We start from the raw sequence: 15,269 nt of genomic DNA, 5'->3' as shown, positions 1-15,269 counted from the left end.
TTTGAATATAGTTGTCGGCCATGGACAAGTTCAAGCAGCTGGAGTCGTTCGTGTCGGTGGCCGCCCGCGGCAGCCTGACCGCGGCCGCCCAGGCCGAGGGCGTGGCCCCCGCCGTGATGGGCCGCCGCATCGACGCGCTCGAGGAGCGCCTGGGCGTGAAGCTGTTCGTGCGCACCACCCGGCGCATCAGCCTGACCCATGAAGGCAGCGCCTTCCTGGAAAGCTGCCAGCGGCTGCTGAACGACCTGGCCAGCGCCGAGTCGGGGGTCAGCGCCGGCGGCGTGCGGGCCAGCGGCCACCTGCGGGTCACTGCCCCGGCCGGCTTCGGACGGCGCCACGTGGCGCCGCTGGTGCCGGGCTACCTCGCGGCCCACCCGGAGGTGAAGGTGTCGCTGAACCTGAGCGACCGCGTGGTCGACATCGTGCACGAAGGGGTGGACTGCGCCGTGCGGGTGGGCGACCTGCCCGACAGCAGCCTCGTCAGCGTGCGCCTGGCTGACAACCGCCGCCTGTGCGTGGCCGCCCCCGCGTACCTGGAACGGGCCGGCGCGCCGCAGCACCCGGACGAACTGCAGCGCCACGACTGCCTCACGCTGTCGAGCGACGCCAGCCAGACCCGCGGCTGGGCCTTCATCGTCGACGGGGCGGTGAGCCACCTCAGGCTGTCCGGCCGCCTCGATTGCAGCGACGGCCAGGTGCTGCACGACTGGTGCCTGGCCGGTCTCGGCATCGCGTGGCGTTCGACGTGGGAGGTGCAGGGCGACATCCGCGCCGGGCGCCTCGTCAGCGTGCTCGACACCTTCGCGGCGCCACCCAACGGCATCTATGCGGTGTTTCCGCACGCGAAACACATGCCGTTGCGCGTGCGGCTGTGGATCGACTTTCTCAAGCAGACCTACAGCGACGAGGCGTACTGGCGGCCGAAGGGCTGATCGCCACCCTCAGGTCGTCCCGGCGGAGGCCGGGGCCTCCGCCGGTTCGTCGTTCAAGCCGAGGCGTCAGCCACGCACTTCTTGACGAAACTGTTCTTCGCCGCTCCGGCAAGTTTCTTGTCCGCGGCCTGCGTGTCGCAGGTGGCCTTGGCCCCGGCAGCCTTGTCGTCCTTCTCGCACTTCTTGACGAAGCTGTTCTTGGCCGCGCCGGCCAGCTTCTTGGCGTCGGCCTTGGCGTCGCAGGTGGCGGCGCCCGCACCGGCGTCCTTCTCGCACTTCTTGACGAAGCTGGTCTTCGCGGCACCGGCGAGTTTCTTCTCGGCGGCCTGGGCTTCGCAGGCCGAATCGGCAGCGAAGGCAGAAGTGGAAAACATGGCCGCAACCACGGCCAGCACAGTCATGAGGCGTTTCATCGGTCGACTCCTTCGGAAGTAGGTGACGGGGCGGGTCGAGCCCCCGCGCGGGAAGTATGCGCCCGGGAGATCCCGCCTGGATGACCAACGCGCGGCACGCCGCTGCGGTGGACGCCTTGGCTAAAGAATGCGGCGCGGATGGGCCAGCGCCTCGTGCGCGGCGTGCAGCCGGCGCACGAGCACGCGGATGAAGGCTTCGTCGAACAGGTGCCGGCAGTTGGGGCTGACCTGCGCCAGCGTGTCGGGCGTGAAGCTGATGGTGGTGGTGGACTCGGTGACGATGACGTCGGTGCTGTGGCGCCTCAGTTCGTCGCTGGGGGCCAGGTAGGCCATCTCGCCCACCGACGTACCGGCGCCCAGCTGGGCCACGCGCTGCCCGTCGCGGAACACCTCCACCTCGCCCTGCGCGAGGATGTGGAAACTGGCCCCCTCCTCGCCCTTGCGGTACAGCGCGTGCCCGAAGGCGAACCGCTGCCAGCGGGCGCGGTGCACCACCTCCCACAACTCGACGTCACCGAAGTTGGAGAAGAAATCGAGCGAACGCAGCAGGTTGAAACGCTCGGAGTCGAGCACCCCCTGCAGCTGGCCGCGAGGCACCTGCTGGGTGGTGATGAGGCTGGAGAGCGCCTGGGCGAACTCGTCCCAGCTGCCGTAGCGGTCTTCCGGGCGCTTGGCCACGGCGCTCAGGATCACGCCGTCCACGCCCGGGCCCACGCCCGAGCGCAACTGGCTCAGCAGCACCGGCTCGGCCGTGTAGATCTGGTTCATCATGGCCGACTGCGAGTTCGCGTCGAACAGCGGGCGCCCTGCGATGAGGTGGTACAGCACGGCGCCCAGCGAGTAGATGTCGGCCCGGCAGTCGAGGGTGTTGCCGTCGAGTTGCTCGGGCGACATGTAGGCGAGCGACCCCACCCGGTACACCTGCGTGGTTTCGGACGCCAGGTTCAGCACGCTGCCGAAGTCGCTCACCTTGACGTCGGTGATGTTGCCGTTGGTGATGACGGCCAGCAGGTTGGCCGGCTTCACGTCGCGGTGGATCAGGCCCTGGCGGTACACGTAGCCAAGCGCCATGGCGCACTTGAACCCGATCTCGACGATGAGTTCGAGCGGCAGCAGCTGGTCGGCCCGGCAGTGGCGGCGCAGCGTGCTGCCGGCCACGTACTCCATGACGAGGTAGGGTTCGTGCGGGTCGGCCACCGCGTCGTAGATCTGCACCACGTTGGGGTGGTTGAGGCGGCCCACGAGCGCGGCCTCGGCGGCGAAGAAGCGCTCGAAGTAGCGGCCGTCGCTCGGGTCGTTGACGGCGCCGGAGCGCACGCGCTTGATGGCGACGTCGCGCTGGTGGAATTCGTCGCGGGCGAGGAACACCTCGCTGGTGGCCCCGTCGCCGAGCCGGCCCAGGATCGGGTACTTGCCGATCTGCGCGGGCAGCGGCAAGTTGCTCTGGGGCGGGTTGTAATCGGCGGCGTTGGGAATGGACATCGGTGAATGGGCCGGGACCGGGTGTGCATCTTGTCACCGACCGAAAGTCCCCGCATGCCAAATTACACACGTTTCAACCGCCAGTTCCCGCGCTCAACAGGGGGCGGGTCGGGCGCAGCCCCGCCCTGGGGGCTCTCTGCGGCCGCCACTTAGAATCCCGGCCATGATCCAAGCCAAACAGGAATTGCTGCTCGCGCTCGCCGCGGCCACCGCGGAAGTCAGCCCCGGCAGCGCGGTGCGCGCCGCATTCGAGCTGCCCAAGCAGGCGGCCCATGGTGATTTCGCCATCACTTCGGCCATGCAGCTGGCCAAGCCGCTCAAGAAGAACCCCCGAGAAGTGGCCCAGGCGCTCGTGGACGCGCTGGGCCGCCAGCCCGCCGTCGCACGCTGGGTCGAGAGCCTCGAGATCGCAGGCCCCGGCTTCATCAACCTGCGCCTGAAGGCCGCCGCCAAGCAGGCGGTGGTGGGTGAAGTGTTGTCCGCCGCCGACACCTTCGGCCGCCAGCCGGCGCAAGACCAGCGCGTGGTCGTCGAGTTCGTCTCGGCCAACCCCACCGGCCCGCTGCACGTGGGCCACGCCCGCCAAGGCGCGCTGGGTGACGCCATCTGCAACCTGTTCGAGAGCCAGGGCTGGACGGTCAACCGCGAGTTCTACTACAACGACGCCGGCGTCCAGATCGGCACGCTGGCCGCCTCCACCCACGCGCGCATCAAGGGCCTGAAGCCCGGCGACACGGGCTGGCCCGAGTCGGCCTACAACGGCGACTACATCGCCGACATCGCCGCCGACTTCATGGCGAAGAAGACCGTCAAGGCCGACGACCGCGAGTTCACCGCGTCGGGCAACGCCGACGACCTCGACGGCATCCGCCAGTTCGCGGTCGCCTACCTGCGCCACGAGCAGGACCTGGACCTGCAGGCCTTCGCGGTGCGCTTCGACCACTACTTCCTCGAGTCGAGCCTGTACACCACCGGCGCGGTCGAATCCACCGTCGCCGGGCTCGTGGCCGCCGGCAAGACGTTCGAACAGGACGGCGCGCTCTGGCTGCGCACCACCGACTACGGCGACGACAAGGACCGCGTGATGCGCAAGTCCGACGGCACGTACACCTACTTCGTGCCCGACGTGGCGTACCACCTGAACAAGTTCGCCCGCGGCTACACGAAGGCCATCAACCTGCAGGGCACCGACCACCACGGCACCATCGCCCGCGTGCGCGCCGGCCTGCAGGCGTCGAACGCCGGCGTGCCGCAGGGCTACCCCGACTACGTGCTCAACACGATGGTGCGGGTGGTTCGTGACGGCGCCGAGGTGAAGATCTCGAAGCGCGCCGGCAGCTACATCACGCTGCGCGACCTGATCGACTGGACCAGCAAGGATGCCGTCCGCTTCTTCCTGATCAGCCGCAAGGCCGACACCGAGTTCACGTTCGACATCGACCTCGCGCTGAAGACCAACGACGAGAACCCGGTGTTCTACGTGCAGTACGCGCACGCCCGCCTGAGCAAGGTGCTGCGCGACTGGGTGGCCGACCACGGCGGCGACCTGGCGTCGCTGAAGGACGCCAACACCGCGCTGCTGGCCGCGCCCAGCGAGGCCAGCCTGTTGCTCAAGCTGGCCGAATACCCGGACATGCTCGCCAACGCGGCCACCACGCTGGCCCCGCACGACGTTGCCTTTTACCTGCGAGAGGTAGCCAGCACGTTCCACAGCTACTATGCCGCCGAACGAATTCTGAAAGGCGTGGACGACCCTGAGCTCGTTCGCGCGCGCATCGCCCTGGTGGCGGCCACGCGCCAAGTATTGCGCAACGCGCTCGCGCTCATCGGCGTGAGCGCCCCTGACTCGATGTGATGGAGAAAGAATGAAGAAGAACCAACGTGGCGGCTTTTTCCTGGGCATGATCGTCGGCCTGCTGATCGGGCTGTCGCTTTCCCTGGGCGTGGCGCTGTACATCGCCAAGGTGCCGGTGCCGTTTGTCAACAAGGTGCCACAACGCAGCGCCGAGCAGGACGCGGCCGAAGCCGAGAAGAACAAGAACTGGGACCCGAACAGCGGGCTGGCCGGCAAGAACCCCTCGCGCCCGGCGTCGTCGTCCAGCGGTGTCGTGCCGCCGCTGCCGGCGGCGTCCGCCCCGGCCGTGCCCCCGCCGGCCACCAGCGCCGCGGTGCCCGCCCGCGACCCGGCCGCCATCCTGGCCGACAAGCCTTCTTCGCCGGCCTCGTCCACCAAACCGGGCGCTGATCCGTTGATCAGCTACTTCGTCCAGGCCGGTGCGTTCGGCCGGGCGGAGGATGCCGAAGCGCAGCGGGGCAAACTCGCGATGCTCGGCATGACAGCGCGTGTCACGGAACGCGAACAATCGGGCCGTACCGTCTTCAGGGTGCGCCTCGGCCCGTTCGACAAGAAGGACGAAGCGCTGTCGACGAAAGAACGGCTCGACAGCGCCGGCGTGGACACGTCGCTGATCCAGGTTCAAAAGTGACGGCTCCGGCCTGAACTTTTGCGGCCTGTCCCCACTCCACACACCGTCATCAGCATGGACCCGAACATGAAACGTCGCGATTTTTCCGCCCGCCTGGCCGGCCTCGGCCTTGGTGCATCCACCCTGGCCACCCCCTTGCTGGCACAGGCCCAGGCCAAGGCGCTCTCCGAGTCGGACTACGTGCGCCTGAGCCAACCGCTGTCGGTGGAAAAGGGCAAGGTCGAGGTGGTCGAGTTCTTCTGGTACGGCTGCCCGCACTGCTTCGCGTTCGAGCCGGCGCTCGACGCCTGGCAGAAGAAGCTCCCGGCCGACGTGGCGTTCCGCCGCGTGCCGGTGGCGTTCCGCGAGAGCTACACCATCCACCAGCGCCTGTTCTACGCCATCGAGGCCATGGGCAAGGTCGAGGAACTGCACCGCAAGGTGTTCCAGGCCATCCACGGCGAGCGCAAGCGCTTCGAGAAGGAAGACGAGATCCTCGAGTTCGTGGGCAAGAACGGCGTCGACACGGCCAAGTTCAAGGAGCTGCTGTCGTCGTTCACCGTGTCCACGAAGGCCAAGCAGGCCAGCCGCCTGGCCGAGGCCTACAAGATCGACGGCGTGCCGGCGCTAGGCATCGGCGGGAAGTACTACACCTCGGGCCAACAGGCCGGCTCGCCCGACCGCTCGCTGGTCGTGGCCGACGCCCTGATCGACCGGGTGCGCAAAGGCGGCTGACCCCCCGGAACCGGCGGCCCGCCGGTGGTGCATCCCTCCCCCCGGATGCACTTAAACTTCAGAGCGGCATGCAACTTGTGGCTAAAATGGTCTGCAAGTTTCATGCCGCTATGACTTCATCCTCTTACAAACTCCTGCTGGGTTCCCTCACCGCGCTGTCCCTGCTGGCCGCGGTGCCGGCCTCTGCCGAGCGGGCCGACCGCTTCGCCAAGATGCAGGTCGAGGCCGACCAGCCGAGCAAGGTGGACATCCAGAAGCGCATCGTCACCTTCAACGGCAACGTCGTGGTCACGAAGGGCACCATGTCCATCCACGCCGCCCGCATCGAGGTGCGCGAGAACGCCGAGGGGTACCAGACCGCGGTCGCCACCGGCAGCCCCGCCCGGTTCCGCCAGAAGCGCGACGGCGTGAACGAATGGATCGAGGGCGAGGCCCTCACGCTCACGTACGACAGCAAGACCGACACCCTCAGGCTCACCGACCAGGCGAAGGTGCGCCGGCTTCGCGGCACCGAACTGGCCGACCAGGCCATCGGCGCGGTCATCGTGTACGACAACGGCGCCGAGGTGTTCACCGTGTCCGGCGGGGCCAAATCGGCCACACCCGAGAACCCCACCGGCCGCGTGATCGTGGAACTTGCGCCCCGCAGCGGCACCCCCGCCGCGGCCGAAGCCGCGTCCCAGGCCGCATCGGCCTCCGGGAGCACCCGATGACCGCCGCCACCCACAGCCTGGTGGCCCACGGCCTCCAGAAGACCTACGGCGCCCGCAAGGTCGTCAAGGACGTGCGCCTGTCGGTGCAGGGCGGCGAGGTGGTGGGCCTGCTGGGCCCCAACGGGGCCGGCAAGACCACCAGCTTCTACATGATCGTGGGCCTCGTGCGGGCCGATGCCGGGCAGATCACGCTGGCCGGCCAGCGGGTCGAGCGCCTGCCCATCCACCAGCGCTCGCGCCTCGGGCTCAGCTACCTGCCGCAGGAAGCGTCGATCTTCCGCAAGCTGACGGTCGAGGAAAACATCCGCGCCGTGCTCGAACTGCAGCACGACGCCAACGGCAAGCCGCTGGCCAAGGCCACCATCGACCAGTTGCTCGACGGCCTGCTGAACGACCTGAGCATCGAGAAGCTGCGCGACAGCCCCGCCCCGGCGCTGTCGGGCGGTGAGCGCCGCCGGGTCGAGATCGCCCGGGCACTGGCCACGCAGCCCCGGTTCATCCTGCTCGACGAACCGTTTGCCGGCGTGGACCCCATCGCGGTGATCGAGATCCAGCGCATCATCAGCTTCCTCAAGAGCCGCGGCATCGGTGTGCTGATCACCGACCACAACGTGCGCGAGACGCTGGGCATCTGCGACCGCGCCTACATCATCAGCGAAGGCCGTGTGCTGGCCGAAGGCACCCCGGGTGAGATTGTCGAGAACGCCGACGTCCGAAAGGTCTACCTCGGCGAACACTTCCGGATGTGAGCGCGGCATGAGCACAGCAGTCACCTTCCGCCCGGCCGGCGCGACACCCTCCCGTTCGATCCCGCGGAGGGTGGCATGAAACCGTCGTTGCAGGTCCGCCTCTCGCAGCACCTGGCGCTGACGCCCCAGCTGCAGCAGTCGATCCGCCTGCTCCAGCTGTCCACGCTCGAACTCCACCAGGAAGTGGAGCAGATGCTGGAGCAGAACCCGTTCCTCGACGTGGAGGAGGACACGACCACGCCATTCGAGCCGCTCGCCGAACGGCTGTCGCCCACCGAACGCACGGCCGAACGCGAGGTCGACCGCGCCGCCGAATCACCCACCGCGGACGCCGCGGAAGACACCGCCGGGGTCGACAGCGCCGAATTCGGCGCCACCGAACGCGATGACTGGGAAAACGGCACCGAACGCGACGACTTCGACGGCATCCGCGAAACGCCCGGGACCAGCAGCAGCTCGTCGCAGAACGACAACGACGACTTCGAGCCGCAAGACCGCAACCCCGTGGGCCCGAGCCTGCAGGACCACCTGCGCGACCAGTTGCTGGGGATGCGCCTGAGCGCCGAGGATGCGGCGGCAGTGCACGTGCTGATCGAATCGCTCAACGACGACGGGTACCTCGACGACCCGCTCGAGGAAATCGCCGGCCAGCTCGCGGACGACGAGGAAGAGCGTGAGCTGTTTCTCGAGCGCCTGCACGTGGCGCTGAAGTGGCTCCAGAACATGGAGCCGCTCGGCGTGGGCGCGAGCAACCTGGGCGAATGCCTGGCGCTGCAACTGCGCGCGCAGGAGCGCTGCGAGGCCCAGACCATCGCCATCATCATCTGCAAGCAGCACCTCGAGCTGCTGGCGCGGCGCGACATGAAAAAGCTCATGGCCGCCACCGGCGCCGACGAGGAGCTGATCAAGGAAGCGCAGACGCTGATCGTCGCGCTCGAACCCAAACCGGGGCGCCGCTTCTCGCGGGCCGAGGCGAACGTGATCGTGCCCGACGTGATCGTGCAGAAGTCCGGCCGCAACTGGAAGGTGGTGCTGAACCCCGACGTGATGCCCAAGCTGCGCATCAACGACCTGTATGCGCAGGCCATCCGCCAGAGCCGCGGGTCGGCCAGCAGCGGGGCTGGCGCGGCACTCAGCTCGCGCCTGCAGGAGGCGCGCTGGTTCATGAAAAACATCCAGCAGCGGTTCGACACCATCCAGCGTGTGTCGCAGGCCATCGTCGAGCGGCAGAAGAGCTTCTTCACGCACGGCGAGATCGCGATGAAACCGCTCGTGCTGCGAGAGATCGCCGACGAGCTGGGCCTGCACGAATCCACCATCTCGCGCGTGACCACCGCCAAGTACATGGCCACCATGTTCGGCACGTTCGAGCTGAAGTACTTCTTCGGGTCGTCGCTGAACACCGAGGCGGGCGGCAACGCATCGAGCACCGCGGTGCGGGCGCTGATCAAGCAGCTCGTCGCGGCCGAGGACCCCAACAAGCCGCTGTCGGACAGCCAGCTGAGCCGCATGCTCGAGGAGCAGGGCATCCAGGTGGCGCGCCGCACGGTCGCGAAGTACCGCGAGGCCCTGCGCATCGCACCGGCCAACCTGCGCCGCGAGATGTAGGGCATGGCGGACGCAGGCCAGTCCGCGCAGGTGGTCGCCACGGTGCGGCACCGCCTGAAGACCGTCGTCGTGCGCGACGACATGATCGGCTGGGTGCAGGCCGGCACCAAGACGCTCCAGTTCCCCGGTGGCACCCGCACATGGCACCGCGGGGAGCTGTTCCTGCTGCAACGGGGCACGCAATGGGACGTCGAAAACGACCCCGCCCCCGACGGCCACTACCGCGCCCTGGTGCTCGCACCCGGCCGTGACCTCCTCCGCGCCATCCCGGCCGACGCCGCCCGCCCGGTGGCCGGCTGCGCATCGCTGCCCGCCGACACCGACCTGGCCGACACGCTGCAGCGCGCGGCACGCGCGCTCGACCCGGGTGCAGCGGTATCCCCCGCCGTGCGGCAGCACCGGCTGCAGGAGGTGCTGATGCTGCTGGCCGAGCGCGGCTGGCGCTTCGACCCGGGCCTCGACCTCACATGGGCCGAGCGCGTGCGCCAGCGCATCGCCCGCCACCCGCACGAAAGCTGGCATGTCACGGCGCTGGCCGATGCCTTCCTCGTGAGCCCGAGCACCCTGCAGCGGCGGCTCGCGGCCGATGGCACGTCCGCCAGCGACCTGGTGCGCGAGGTGCGGCTGGAGACCGCACTCGGCCTGCTGCATGGCACCGACCTGCCGGTGGGCGAGATCGCCACCCGCTGCGGCTACGAGTCGCACAGCCGGTTTTCCGCGGCGTTCCGAACGCGGTTCGGGCTGCCGCCGTCCGACCTGCGGCCGGTGACGCCGCTCGCACAGCGGATGACACGCCCGGGCTGACACGAACGGCCGCGGCCGGGAACCATGGAGGCCTCTCCACTTCCGGTCCGCACCATGCGACTCGCCGCCTTCCTCGTCCCCCTCGCCTTCGCCTGCGGGGCCCGCGCCGCCGACTTCACCGTCACCAGCCCCCAGGTCCCGGCCGGCGGCACGCTCGGGTCTGCCCAGGTATTCGACGGGTTCGGCTGCCAGGGCGGCAACCAGTCGCCCGCGCTCGTGTGGTCGGGCGCACCGGCCGGCACCCGCAGCTTCGCCGTGACCGTGTACGACCCGGATGCGCCCACCGGCTCGGGCTGGTGGCACTGGGTCGTCTACGACCTGCCCGCCACCACCACCCGCCTGCCTGCCAACGCCGGCACGGCCGACGGCCGGGCGTTGCCCGCCCCGGCCGCCCAGGGCCGAACCGACTACGGCAGCGCGGGCTTTGGAGGTGCCTGCCCGCCGGTGGGCGACAAGCCCCACCGGTACGTGTTCACCGTGCACGCGCTGAAGGTGGACCGGCTCGAGGTGCCCGCCGGTGCGTCGGCCGCGATGGTGGGCTATTTCCTGGGCATGAATCGCCTCGGGCAAGCCACGCTGGAAGCCCGATACGGCCGCTGAGCGGGCCGGAACGGCGACAATGGGGGCTCGCCTCCCCCGTTTGTCCCGTCCCACCCACTGCCCGCCCCATGGCCCTGCCCCTGTTCCTCCCTTGCGCCGCCGGCGTCGAAGCCCTGCTCGAAGAGGAGGTCCAGCGCATCCTGCCCAGCAAGATCCTGTACCCCACGCGCGGGGGCGTGGGACTCGACGGCGGCCCGCAGGAGGTCATGAAGCTCAACCTGCACAGCCGCCTCGCGATGCGGGTGCTGGCCGAGGTGGCCGAAGGCCCGTACCGCGACGAGGCCGATCTGTACGCCCTGGCCCGGTCGGTGGACTGGCAACAATGGATCACACCGCAGCACACGCTGCGCGTGGACACCACCGCCACCCGCAGCCCGCTGCGCAGCCTGAACTTCGCCGCACTGCGCATCAAGGACGGGGTGTGCGACGTGCTGCGCGAGGCCACCGGTGAACGCCCGAGCGTCGACACCCGCCACCCAGACCTGCAGCTGCAGTTGCACCTGGGACCCGAGCGCGCCTCGTTGTACGTGGACACCTCCGGCGAGTCGCTGTTCAAGCGCGGCTGGCGCGAGGACAAGGGCGACGCCCCGCTGAAGGAAACGCTGGCTGCGGCCATGCTGGCCGCGGCCGGCTGGCGTGGCACACCCGACGCGGGCGGCGCCCTGCACGATCCGTGCTGCGGGTCCGGCACCATTGCCATCGAGGCCGCCCAGATCGCCTGCGGCATCGCCGCGGGCCTCCAGCGCCGCTTCGCATTCGAGCGCCTGCTGCCATTCTCCGACGCCGATTCACGCGGCGAATGGCAACGCCAGAAGAGCCACGCGCAGAGCCACATCCACAAGAGCGAAGTGCCCATCTTCGCAAGCGACGTGTCATTCCGCATGGTCGACTTCGCCCGCCGCAACGCCGAACGGGCCGGGGTGCTCGACGCCATCCAGTTCAACGGCGGCGATGCCCTGGAGCGCCCCGCACCCGACCTGCCCGGCGGCCTGCACGGCACGCTGATGATCAACCCGCCCTACGGCGAGCGCATCGAGGTGGCGGGCAAGGCCGCACGCCCGTCGGCCGAAGACCGCGACACACCGGACGACTTCTTCCCGCGCCTGTCGGCGCACTGGAAACGCGCGTACACGAAACACGATGCCGGTTGGACCGCCTGGGTGCTGAGCCCCGACATGAAACTGCCCACCGCGATGCGGCTGAAAGAAGCACGCCGCGTACCGATGTGGAACGGCCCCATCGAATGCCGGCTCTTCCGGTTTGACCTGGTGGCCGGGTCGATGCGCCAAGCCGACGGCGTGGCAGCCCCTGGAAGTCCGGGGGCGGCGGCGTAGGGGCACCGCGCGTTGTGAGGCAGGGGCGTCACTGCCCCCAGAAAGCGTCTTCTTGCGCTTGGTCGCCGGAGAACAGCCGCACTTCGACAATCTTGCCGCCCTCGATGCGGATGAGGTCCACGCCTGGTTGCTTGAGCCTGATGCCGTTGGCCTCGCCAGCGAACTCCAGCGTGATGGCCACCCAATCGCCACTGGCCATGTAGTGGTCAGCACGGGTGATCGCGAACGTCCCCTTGGAGACCTCCATCATCTTGCCCAGCATCGGGCCGACATTGGCCATGCCCCGATGCGTGCCGGAAAACTGGTTGTTGCCCGGTTGGTGCCAGGTCACGTCGGGCGAAATGATGCTGCCGAGCGTGGCTTGGTCGCCGGTCTGCACGGCCTTGATGTACGTCTTCGCGATGTCGATGCTGTTGTTCATGGTGCGCTCCTGTCCTGGTGCGGTTGTGAAAGATGGCTGTGCCAGTGCCGGCGTGTAGCCCCCGGCTGCCTTCATCGTTTAACCTTCCAAAGGCAATTCCGATATGATTATTATTGGACATCATCGACGGGTTTAAACGATAATTCCCGGACAACGAATGATACTTTCAGGACATCCTTGAAGGATAGGCCCCGTGCAAGACGGCCACGACGGGGCGATCTGCGTCAGGAAACACGAACGTGAGCACGGATATTCAGCGCCTGGACTATCGGCCGCGAGCACCCTACCAGCTCGATTTCGAAGCCTTTACCGTGGCCGACCTGAGGCAGCGGGGCAGCAAAGAGAAGGTGCGGACAACACATCGGTACGAATTCCACATGTTGGTGTGCGTCACGCAGGGCGCAGGCACTCAAACAGTCGATTTCAAGCCGATCCCGTCTGCACCGGGATCGTTGCTCGTCTTGCGACCGGGGCAAGCTCACAACTTCGGCCACGACGAGGATTGGGATGGTTGGGTCGTTCTGTTTCGCCCGGAATTCGTCCTGCCCGTTTCAACCACGGCCCGCAACCTGAAGTTCGCAGTCGATCTGGAAAGACTGCCGGAGCACATCGTGATGGGCGACGACCTGCTGCGGATCGTGACGGGCTCGATCGAGCAGATGCGCGAGGACACGCAGCTCGACGCCCCGCTTGACGATGTGCATGCACTGCTGCGCCATCAGCTTCATGCACTGCTGACACGGCTGAGCATCCTGCAAGGCCGGGAGCAGGCCCAAGAGCCGGTGACCTCCCCGGCATTGCAGCGCTTCAGGCGGTTCCAGCAGCTTGTGGAGGAACGCTTCGCAGAGTGGCATCAGGTGGCCGACTATGCCCGCCAACTCGGCTACACGGAGAAGAGTGTGGCGCGCGCCGTGACGGCATCCATGGGCATGACGGCCAAAGCCTTCATCGCGGCGCGGATCGTTCTGGAAGCGAAGCGCCTGCTGGTGCATACGGACTCGTCCCTCGTCACCATCGCCGAGAAACTGGGCTTCGACGAGCCCACCAACTTCAGCAAGTTCTTCAAGCGCGAGGCTGAGTGCACGCCGATGGAATTTCGCCGTCGGCAAAAAACTTCAGAGATGCGCGCGTAGAAGGCAGCCCTCCCCCCCGGGAACAGGCGCTGCCTATGCCATCAAGCCCCAAACGGCGAGCGCCGCGAGCGGCGCCGTGTCGGCACGCAACACCCGGGGGCCAAGGCTCGCCGGCTGGAAACCGGCGCCACGCGCGGCCTGCTCTTCGGCCGGAGAGAACCCGCCCTCCGGGCCGCTCAGCGAGATCACCGCGCCCCGGGCCGCCGGCAGCGGCGGCGAGTCGGACGTGCTCAGCAGCACCTTCGCCGCATCACCCGCCGGCAGGTCCCGCAGCCAGGCGGCCAGCGTGCGCACCGGCTCGATGACCGGCACGCGCGTGCGGCCGCTCTGCTCACAGGCCGAGATGGCCACGGCTTGCCAGTGGTCGCGTTTGCGCTCGGCACGTTCGCCGGACAGCCGCAGCACCGACCGTTCGCACATCAGCGGCTGGATGCGGGCCACGCCGAGTTCGGTGGCCTTTTCCACGAGGTCGTCCATGCGTTCGTTGGCCGGCATGCCCACGGCCAGCGTCACCGACAAGGCCAGCTCGGGGTCGGCGGCGTGGTGGGCGCCGACCGTGACCGACACGTCCTTGCGGCCCATCTGCGCGATGTCGGCCTGCCATTCACCGCCGCGGCCGTCGAACAGCGTGACGGGGTCACCCGGTTGCAGGCGCAGCACCTGCGCGTGGCGCGAGGCCCCGGCAGGCAACGTGAGCGAGGCGCCGGCGGCAAGCGGCAGGTCGACGTAAAAACGAGGCGGCATGGCAACAGCAGAACACGGGGAACGGGCCGACAGTGTGCCTCAGGTCTCTCAGGCGTCGCCCCGCCTGCGAAAGCGGCGCCACCGGAGCCGCAGGGCCCGGGCGGCACGCCACGGCGCCGAACGCCGCACGGCCTCACCCACCCGGGCCTTCGTGGCGCGCCACCAGGTCCAGGCCCGGACGAACCAGGGGAACGTCATCAGCTGCGCCTCGGTGAGCAGGAACAGCCGGCCGACGAACGCGGTGCCCAGCAGCTTGGCCAGCACGATCACCGTCACCCCGAGCGTCGTCTGGCCCACGTGGATGAGCCACAGTGCCACGAGCTTGATGGGGAACAACGCCGCCGCCGGCACGATGAACAGCACCAGGGCCACACCGGGGCGAACCTGGCGGATCAGCGCTTCGAGGCGCGCGAGCGGTGGCCAGCGGCCAAGGCGTGCGGCCAAGGCCGTGAGCGGCCGCCAGCCCCATTCCTCGATGAACAGCACCACGGCGGCCAGCGCCAGCAGCACCGCCCGAACACCACGCAGGAGATGACGCAAAAACGAGCGCAGGAAACGCTCCCGCGGTTCAGGCGCCGTAGAGCTTGCGGCGGGCCTTGTCGGCCGCGTCGTCACCCTTGCGGTCCTGGATCTGCTTGAGCACCCGCTCGGCCACGTCACGCAATTCGGTGTTGGTGCTGGCCTTTTCGACGGCGAGTGTCAGCGTGAACCCCCGCAACCCGAGCTCCGACGAGATCAGCTGCGTGAGCGTCTGCGTGAAGACGGCGTAGTCGCCCGGCTCGGCGGGTGCGGCCGGCGACACCGTGGTGGCGCCCGCGGCCGCCTTCGACGTGCTGGCCGATGACGACGGCGCGGCCCCGCCCGTCTGCATGATGAGCCCGAGGGCCAGCAGGGCGTCGAAGTCGGCCTTCGTCACGCCGGCAATGCTGCCGAGCAGCATGTCCTGCGACTTCACGCCGTCGATCAGCAGCAGCAGGTTGCGCTGCGTGCGTTCTTTCACCAAGGTGCGGGACTGCATTTCCACGCGGCCCGCATCGGTCTTCGACCAGATCATCCGTACCTCTCCCTTCGAGCGCGACACCCGCCCGGCACCGATAGGCGCCAGGCAAAGCGATGGTGATCATGGCCTGGGGTAC

17 protein-coding genes are annotated in these 15,269 nt (G+C 68.5%); 11 read left to right on the top strand and 6 right to left on the bottom strand.

The window, feature by feature from the left end; all coding sequences use genetic code 11:
- Nucleotides 1-20: 20 nt before the first annotated feature.
- The gene (locus ASC87_RS18600; protein ID WP_056665434.1) at nucleotides 21-932 is read left to right on the top strand and encodes a LysR family transcriptional regulator; all 912 of its coding nucleotides are present in this window, start codon (nucleotides 21-23) and stop codon (nucleotides 930-932) included.
- Nucleotides 933-985: 53 nt separating this feature from the next.
- On the opposite strand, the gene ASC87_RS18595 is transcribed toward ASC87_RS18600, so the two are convergent.
- Nucleotides 986-1,345 carry a hypothetical protein gene (locus tag ASC87_RS18595; RefSeq protein ID WP_056665431.1) on the bottom strand — a complete coding sequence of 120 codons (360 nt, stop codon included), beginning with the start codon at nucleotides 1,343-1,345 and terminating at the stop codon, nucleotides 986-988.
- 120 nt (nucleotides 1,346-1,465) lie between these two features.
- Nucleotides 1,466-2,827 (bottom strand): serine/threonine-protein kinase, encoded by a 1,362-nt coding sequence (locus ASC87_RS18590; protein WP_056665428.1) that lies wholly within the window; start codon nucleotides 2,825-2,827, stop codon nucleotides 1,466-1,468.
- Between the two features lie 163 nt (nucleotides 2,828-2,990).
- On the opposite strand from ASC87_RS18590, the gene argS reads away from it, so the two are divergent.
- The 9 genes from argS (at nucleotide 2,991) to ASC87_RS18545 (ending at nucleotide 11,835) form a co-directional block, all read left to right on the top strand.
- Nucleotides 2,991-4,682: an arginine--tRNA ligase gene (gene argS, locus ASC87_RS18585; RefSeq protein WP_056665425.1), complete on the top strand. Its 1,692-nt coding sequence runs from the start codon at nucleotides 2,991-2,993 to the stop codon at nucleotides 4,680-4,682.
- Between the two features lie 10 nt (nucleotides 4,683-4,692).
- On the top strand, nucleotides 4,693-5,313 hold the full coding sequence (locus tag ASC87_RS18580; protein WP_056665423.1) for an SPOR domain-containing protein: 621 nt from the start codon (nucleotides 4,693-4,695) through the stop codon (nucleotides 5,311-5,313).
- A gap of 66 nt (nucleotides 5,314-5,379) precedes the next feature.
- Complete coding sequence (locus tag ASC87_RS18575) at nucleotides 5,380-6,027, top strand: thiol:disulfide interchange protein DsbA/DsbL (protein ID WP_056665511.1); 648 nt, start codon at nucleotides 5,380-5,382, stop codon at nucleotides 6,025-6,027.
- Nucleotides 6,028-6,137: 110 nt separating this feature from the next.
- The gene (gene lptA, locus ASC87_RS18570) at nucleotides 6,138-6,740 is read left to right on the top strand and encodes a lipopolysaccharide transport periplasmic protein LptA (RefSeq protein WP_056665420.1); all 603 of its coding nucleotides are present in this window, start codon (nucleotides 6,138-6,140) and stop codon (nucleotides 6,738-6,740) included.
- Nucleotides 6,737-7,489, top strand: a complete 753-nt coding sequence (gene lptB, locus ASC87_RS18565; RefSeq protein ID WP_056665417.1) for an LPS export ABC transporter ATP-binding protein — start codon at nucleotides 6,737-6,739, stop codon at nucleotides 7,487-7,489. The genes lptA and lptB overlap by 4 nt, the downstream gene beginning before the upstream one ends.
- Before the next feature lie 75 nt (nucleotides 7,490-7,564).
- Nucleotides 7,565-9,097 carry an RNA polymerase factor sigma-54 gene (locus tag ASC87_RS18560; RefSeq protein WP_056665414.1) on the top strand — a complete coding sequence of 511 codons (1,533 nt, stop codon included), beginning with the start codon at nucleotides 7,565-7,567 and terminating at the stop codon, nucleotides 9,095-9,097.
- A gap of 3 nt (nucleotides 9,098-9,100) precedes the next feature.
- Nucleotides 9,101-9,901 (top strand): AraC family transcriptional regulator, encoded by an 801-nt coding sequence (locus tag ASC87_RS18555; RefSeq protein ID WP_056665409.1) that lies wholly within the window; start codon nucleotides 9,101-9,103, stop codon nucleotides 9,899-9,901.
- A gap of 54 nt (nucleotides 9,902-9,955) precedes the next feature.
- On the top strand, nucleotides 9,956-10,501 hold the full coding sequence (locus ASC87_RS18550) for a YbhB/YbcL family Raf kinase inhibitor-like protein (protein WP_056665406.1): 546 nt from the start codon (nucleotides 9,956-9,958) through the stop codon (nucleotides 10,499-10,501).
- A 68-nt stretch (nucleotides 10,502-10,569) separates the two neighbouring features.
- Nucleotides 10,570-11,835, top strand: coding sequence for a class I SAM-dependent RNA methyltransferase (locus ASC87_RS18545; RefSeq protein ID WP_056665403.1), 1,266 nt, complete (start codon nucleotides 10,570-10,572; stop codon nucleotides 11,833-11,835).
- Nucleotides 11,836-11,863: 28 nt separating this feature from the next.
- Here the strand turns inward: ASC87_RS18545 and ASC87_RS18540 are convergent, their stop codons facing one another.
- Nucleotides 11,864-12,256, bottom strand: coding sequence for a nuclear transport factor 2 family protein (locus ASC87_RS18540; RefSeq protein ID WP_056665400.1), 393 nt, complete (start codon nucleotides 12,254-12,256; stop codon nucleotides 11,864-11,866).
- A 239-nt stretch (nucleotides 12,257-12,495) separates the two neighbouring features.
- Between ASC87_RS18540 and ASC87_RS18535 the strand changes: the two genes are divergently transcribed.
- Nucleotides 12,496-13,389 carry an AraC family transcriptional regulator gene (locus ASC87_RS18535; protein WP_056665397.1) on the top strand — a complete coding sequence of 298 codons (894 nt, stop codon included), beginning with the start codon at nucleotides 12,496-12,498 and terminating at the stop codon, nucleotides 13,387-13,389.
- 33 nt (nucleotides 13,390-13,422) lie between these two features.
- On the opposite strand, the gene ASC87_RS18530 is transcribed toward ASC87_RS18535, so the two are convergent.
- From ASC87_RS18530 to ASC87_RS18520, 3 genes are read right to left on the bottom strand one after another with little or no spacing between them, the layout of a single operon-like run.
- Nucleotides 13,423-14,133, bottom strand: a complete 711-nt coding sequence (locus ASC87_RS18530) for a 16S rRNA (uracil(1498)-N(3))-methyltransferase (protein ID WP_056665393.1) — start codon at nucleotides 14,131-14,133, stop codon at nucleotides 13,423-13,425.
- A 48-nt stretch (nucleotides 14,134-14,181) separates the two neighbouring features.
- Nucleotides 14,182-14,673, bottom strand: a complete 492-nt coding sequence (locus ASC87_RS18525; protein WP_235582207.1) for a hypothetical protein — start codon at nucleotides 14,671-14,673, stop codon at nucleotides 14,182-14,184.
- A 28-nt stretch (nucleotides 14,674-14,701) separates the two neighbouring features.
- Nucleotides 14,702-15,187: a hypothetical protein gene (locus ASC87_RS18520; RefSeq protein WP_056665387.1), complete on the bottom strand. Its 486-nt coding sequence runs from the start codon at nucleotides 15,185-15,187 to the stop codon at nucleotides 14,702-14,704.
- Between the last annotated feature and the right edge of the window lie 82 nt (nucleotides 15,188-15,269).

This window comes from Rhizobacter sp. Root1221 (assembly GCF_001425785.1).
GTDB lineage: Bacteria > Pseudomonadota > Gammaproteobacteria > Burkholderiales > Burkholderiaceae_C > Rhizobacter.
The sequence above is the reverse complement of the archived record's forward strand: the minus strand, read 5'-3'. Positions and strand labels throughout refer to the sequence as shown.

Excerpts from the sequence above, each read along its gene's own strand:
- ASC87_RS18600 (WP_056665434.1), top strand. The coding sequence starts at position 21 with ATGGACAAGTTCAAGCAGCTGGAGTCGTTCGTGTCGGTGGCCGCCCGC.
- ASC87_RS18595 (WP_056665431.1), bottom strand. The coding sequence starts at position 1,345 with ATGAAACGCCTCATGACTGTGCTGGCCGTGGTTGCGGCCATGTTTTCC.
- ASC87_RS18590 (WP_056665428.1), bottom strand. The coding sequence starts at position 2,827 with ATGTCCATTCCCAACGCCGCCGATTACAACCCGCCCCAGAGCAACTTG.
- argS (WP_056665425.1), top strand. The coding sequence starts at position 2,991 with ATGATCCAAGCCAAACAGGAATTGCTGCTCGCGCTCGCCGCGGCCACC.
- ASC87_RS18580 (WP_056665423.1), top strand. The coding sequence starts at position 4,693 with ATGAAGAAGAACCAACGTGGCGGCTTTTTCCTGGGCATGATCGTCGGC.
- ASC87_RS18575 (WP_056665511.1), top strand. The coding sequence starts at position 5,380 with ATGAAACGTCGCGATTTTTCCGCCCGCCTGGCCGGCCTCGGCCTTGGT.
- lptA (WP_056665420.1), top strand. The coding sequence starts at position 6,138 with ATGACTTCATCCTCTTACAAACTCCTGCTGGGTTCCCTCACCGCGCTG.
- lptB (WP_056665417.1), top strand. The coding sequence starts at position 6,737 with ATGACCGCCGCCACCCACAGCCTGGTGGCCCACGGCCTCCAGAAGACC.
- ASC87_RS18560 (WP_056665414.1), top strand. The coding sequence starts at position 7,565 with ATGAAACCGTCGTTGCAGGTCCGCCTCTCGCAGCACCTGGCGCTGACG.
- ASC87_RS18555 (WP_056665409.1), top strand. The coding sequence starts at position 9,101 with ATGGCGGACGCAGGCCAGTCCGCGCAGGTGGTCGCCACGGTGCGGCAC.
- ASC87_RS18550 (WP_056665406.1), top strand. The coding sequence starts at position 9,956 with ATGCGACTCGCCGCCTTCCTCGTCCCCCTCGCCTTCGCCTGCGGGGCC.
- ASC87_RS18545 (WP_056665403.1), top strand. The coding sequence starts at position 10,570 with ATGGCCCTGCCCCTGTTCCTCCCTTGCGCCGCCGGCGTCGAAGCCCTG.
- ASC87_RS18540 (WP_056665400.1), bottom strand. The coding sequence starts at position 12,256 with ATGAACAACAGCATCGACATCGCGAAGACGTACATCAAGGCCGTGCAG.
- ASC87_RS18530 (WP_056665393.1), bottom strand. The coding sequence starts at position 14,133 with ATGCCGCCTCGTTTTTACGTCGACCTGCCGCTTGCCGCCGGCGCCTCG.
- ASC87_RS18520 (WP_056665387.1), bottom strand. The coding sequence starts at position 15,187 with ATGATCTGGTCGAAGACCGATGCGGGCCGCGTGGAAATGCAGTCCCGC.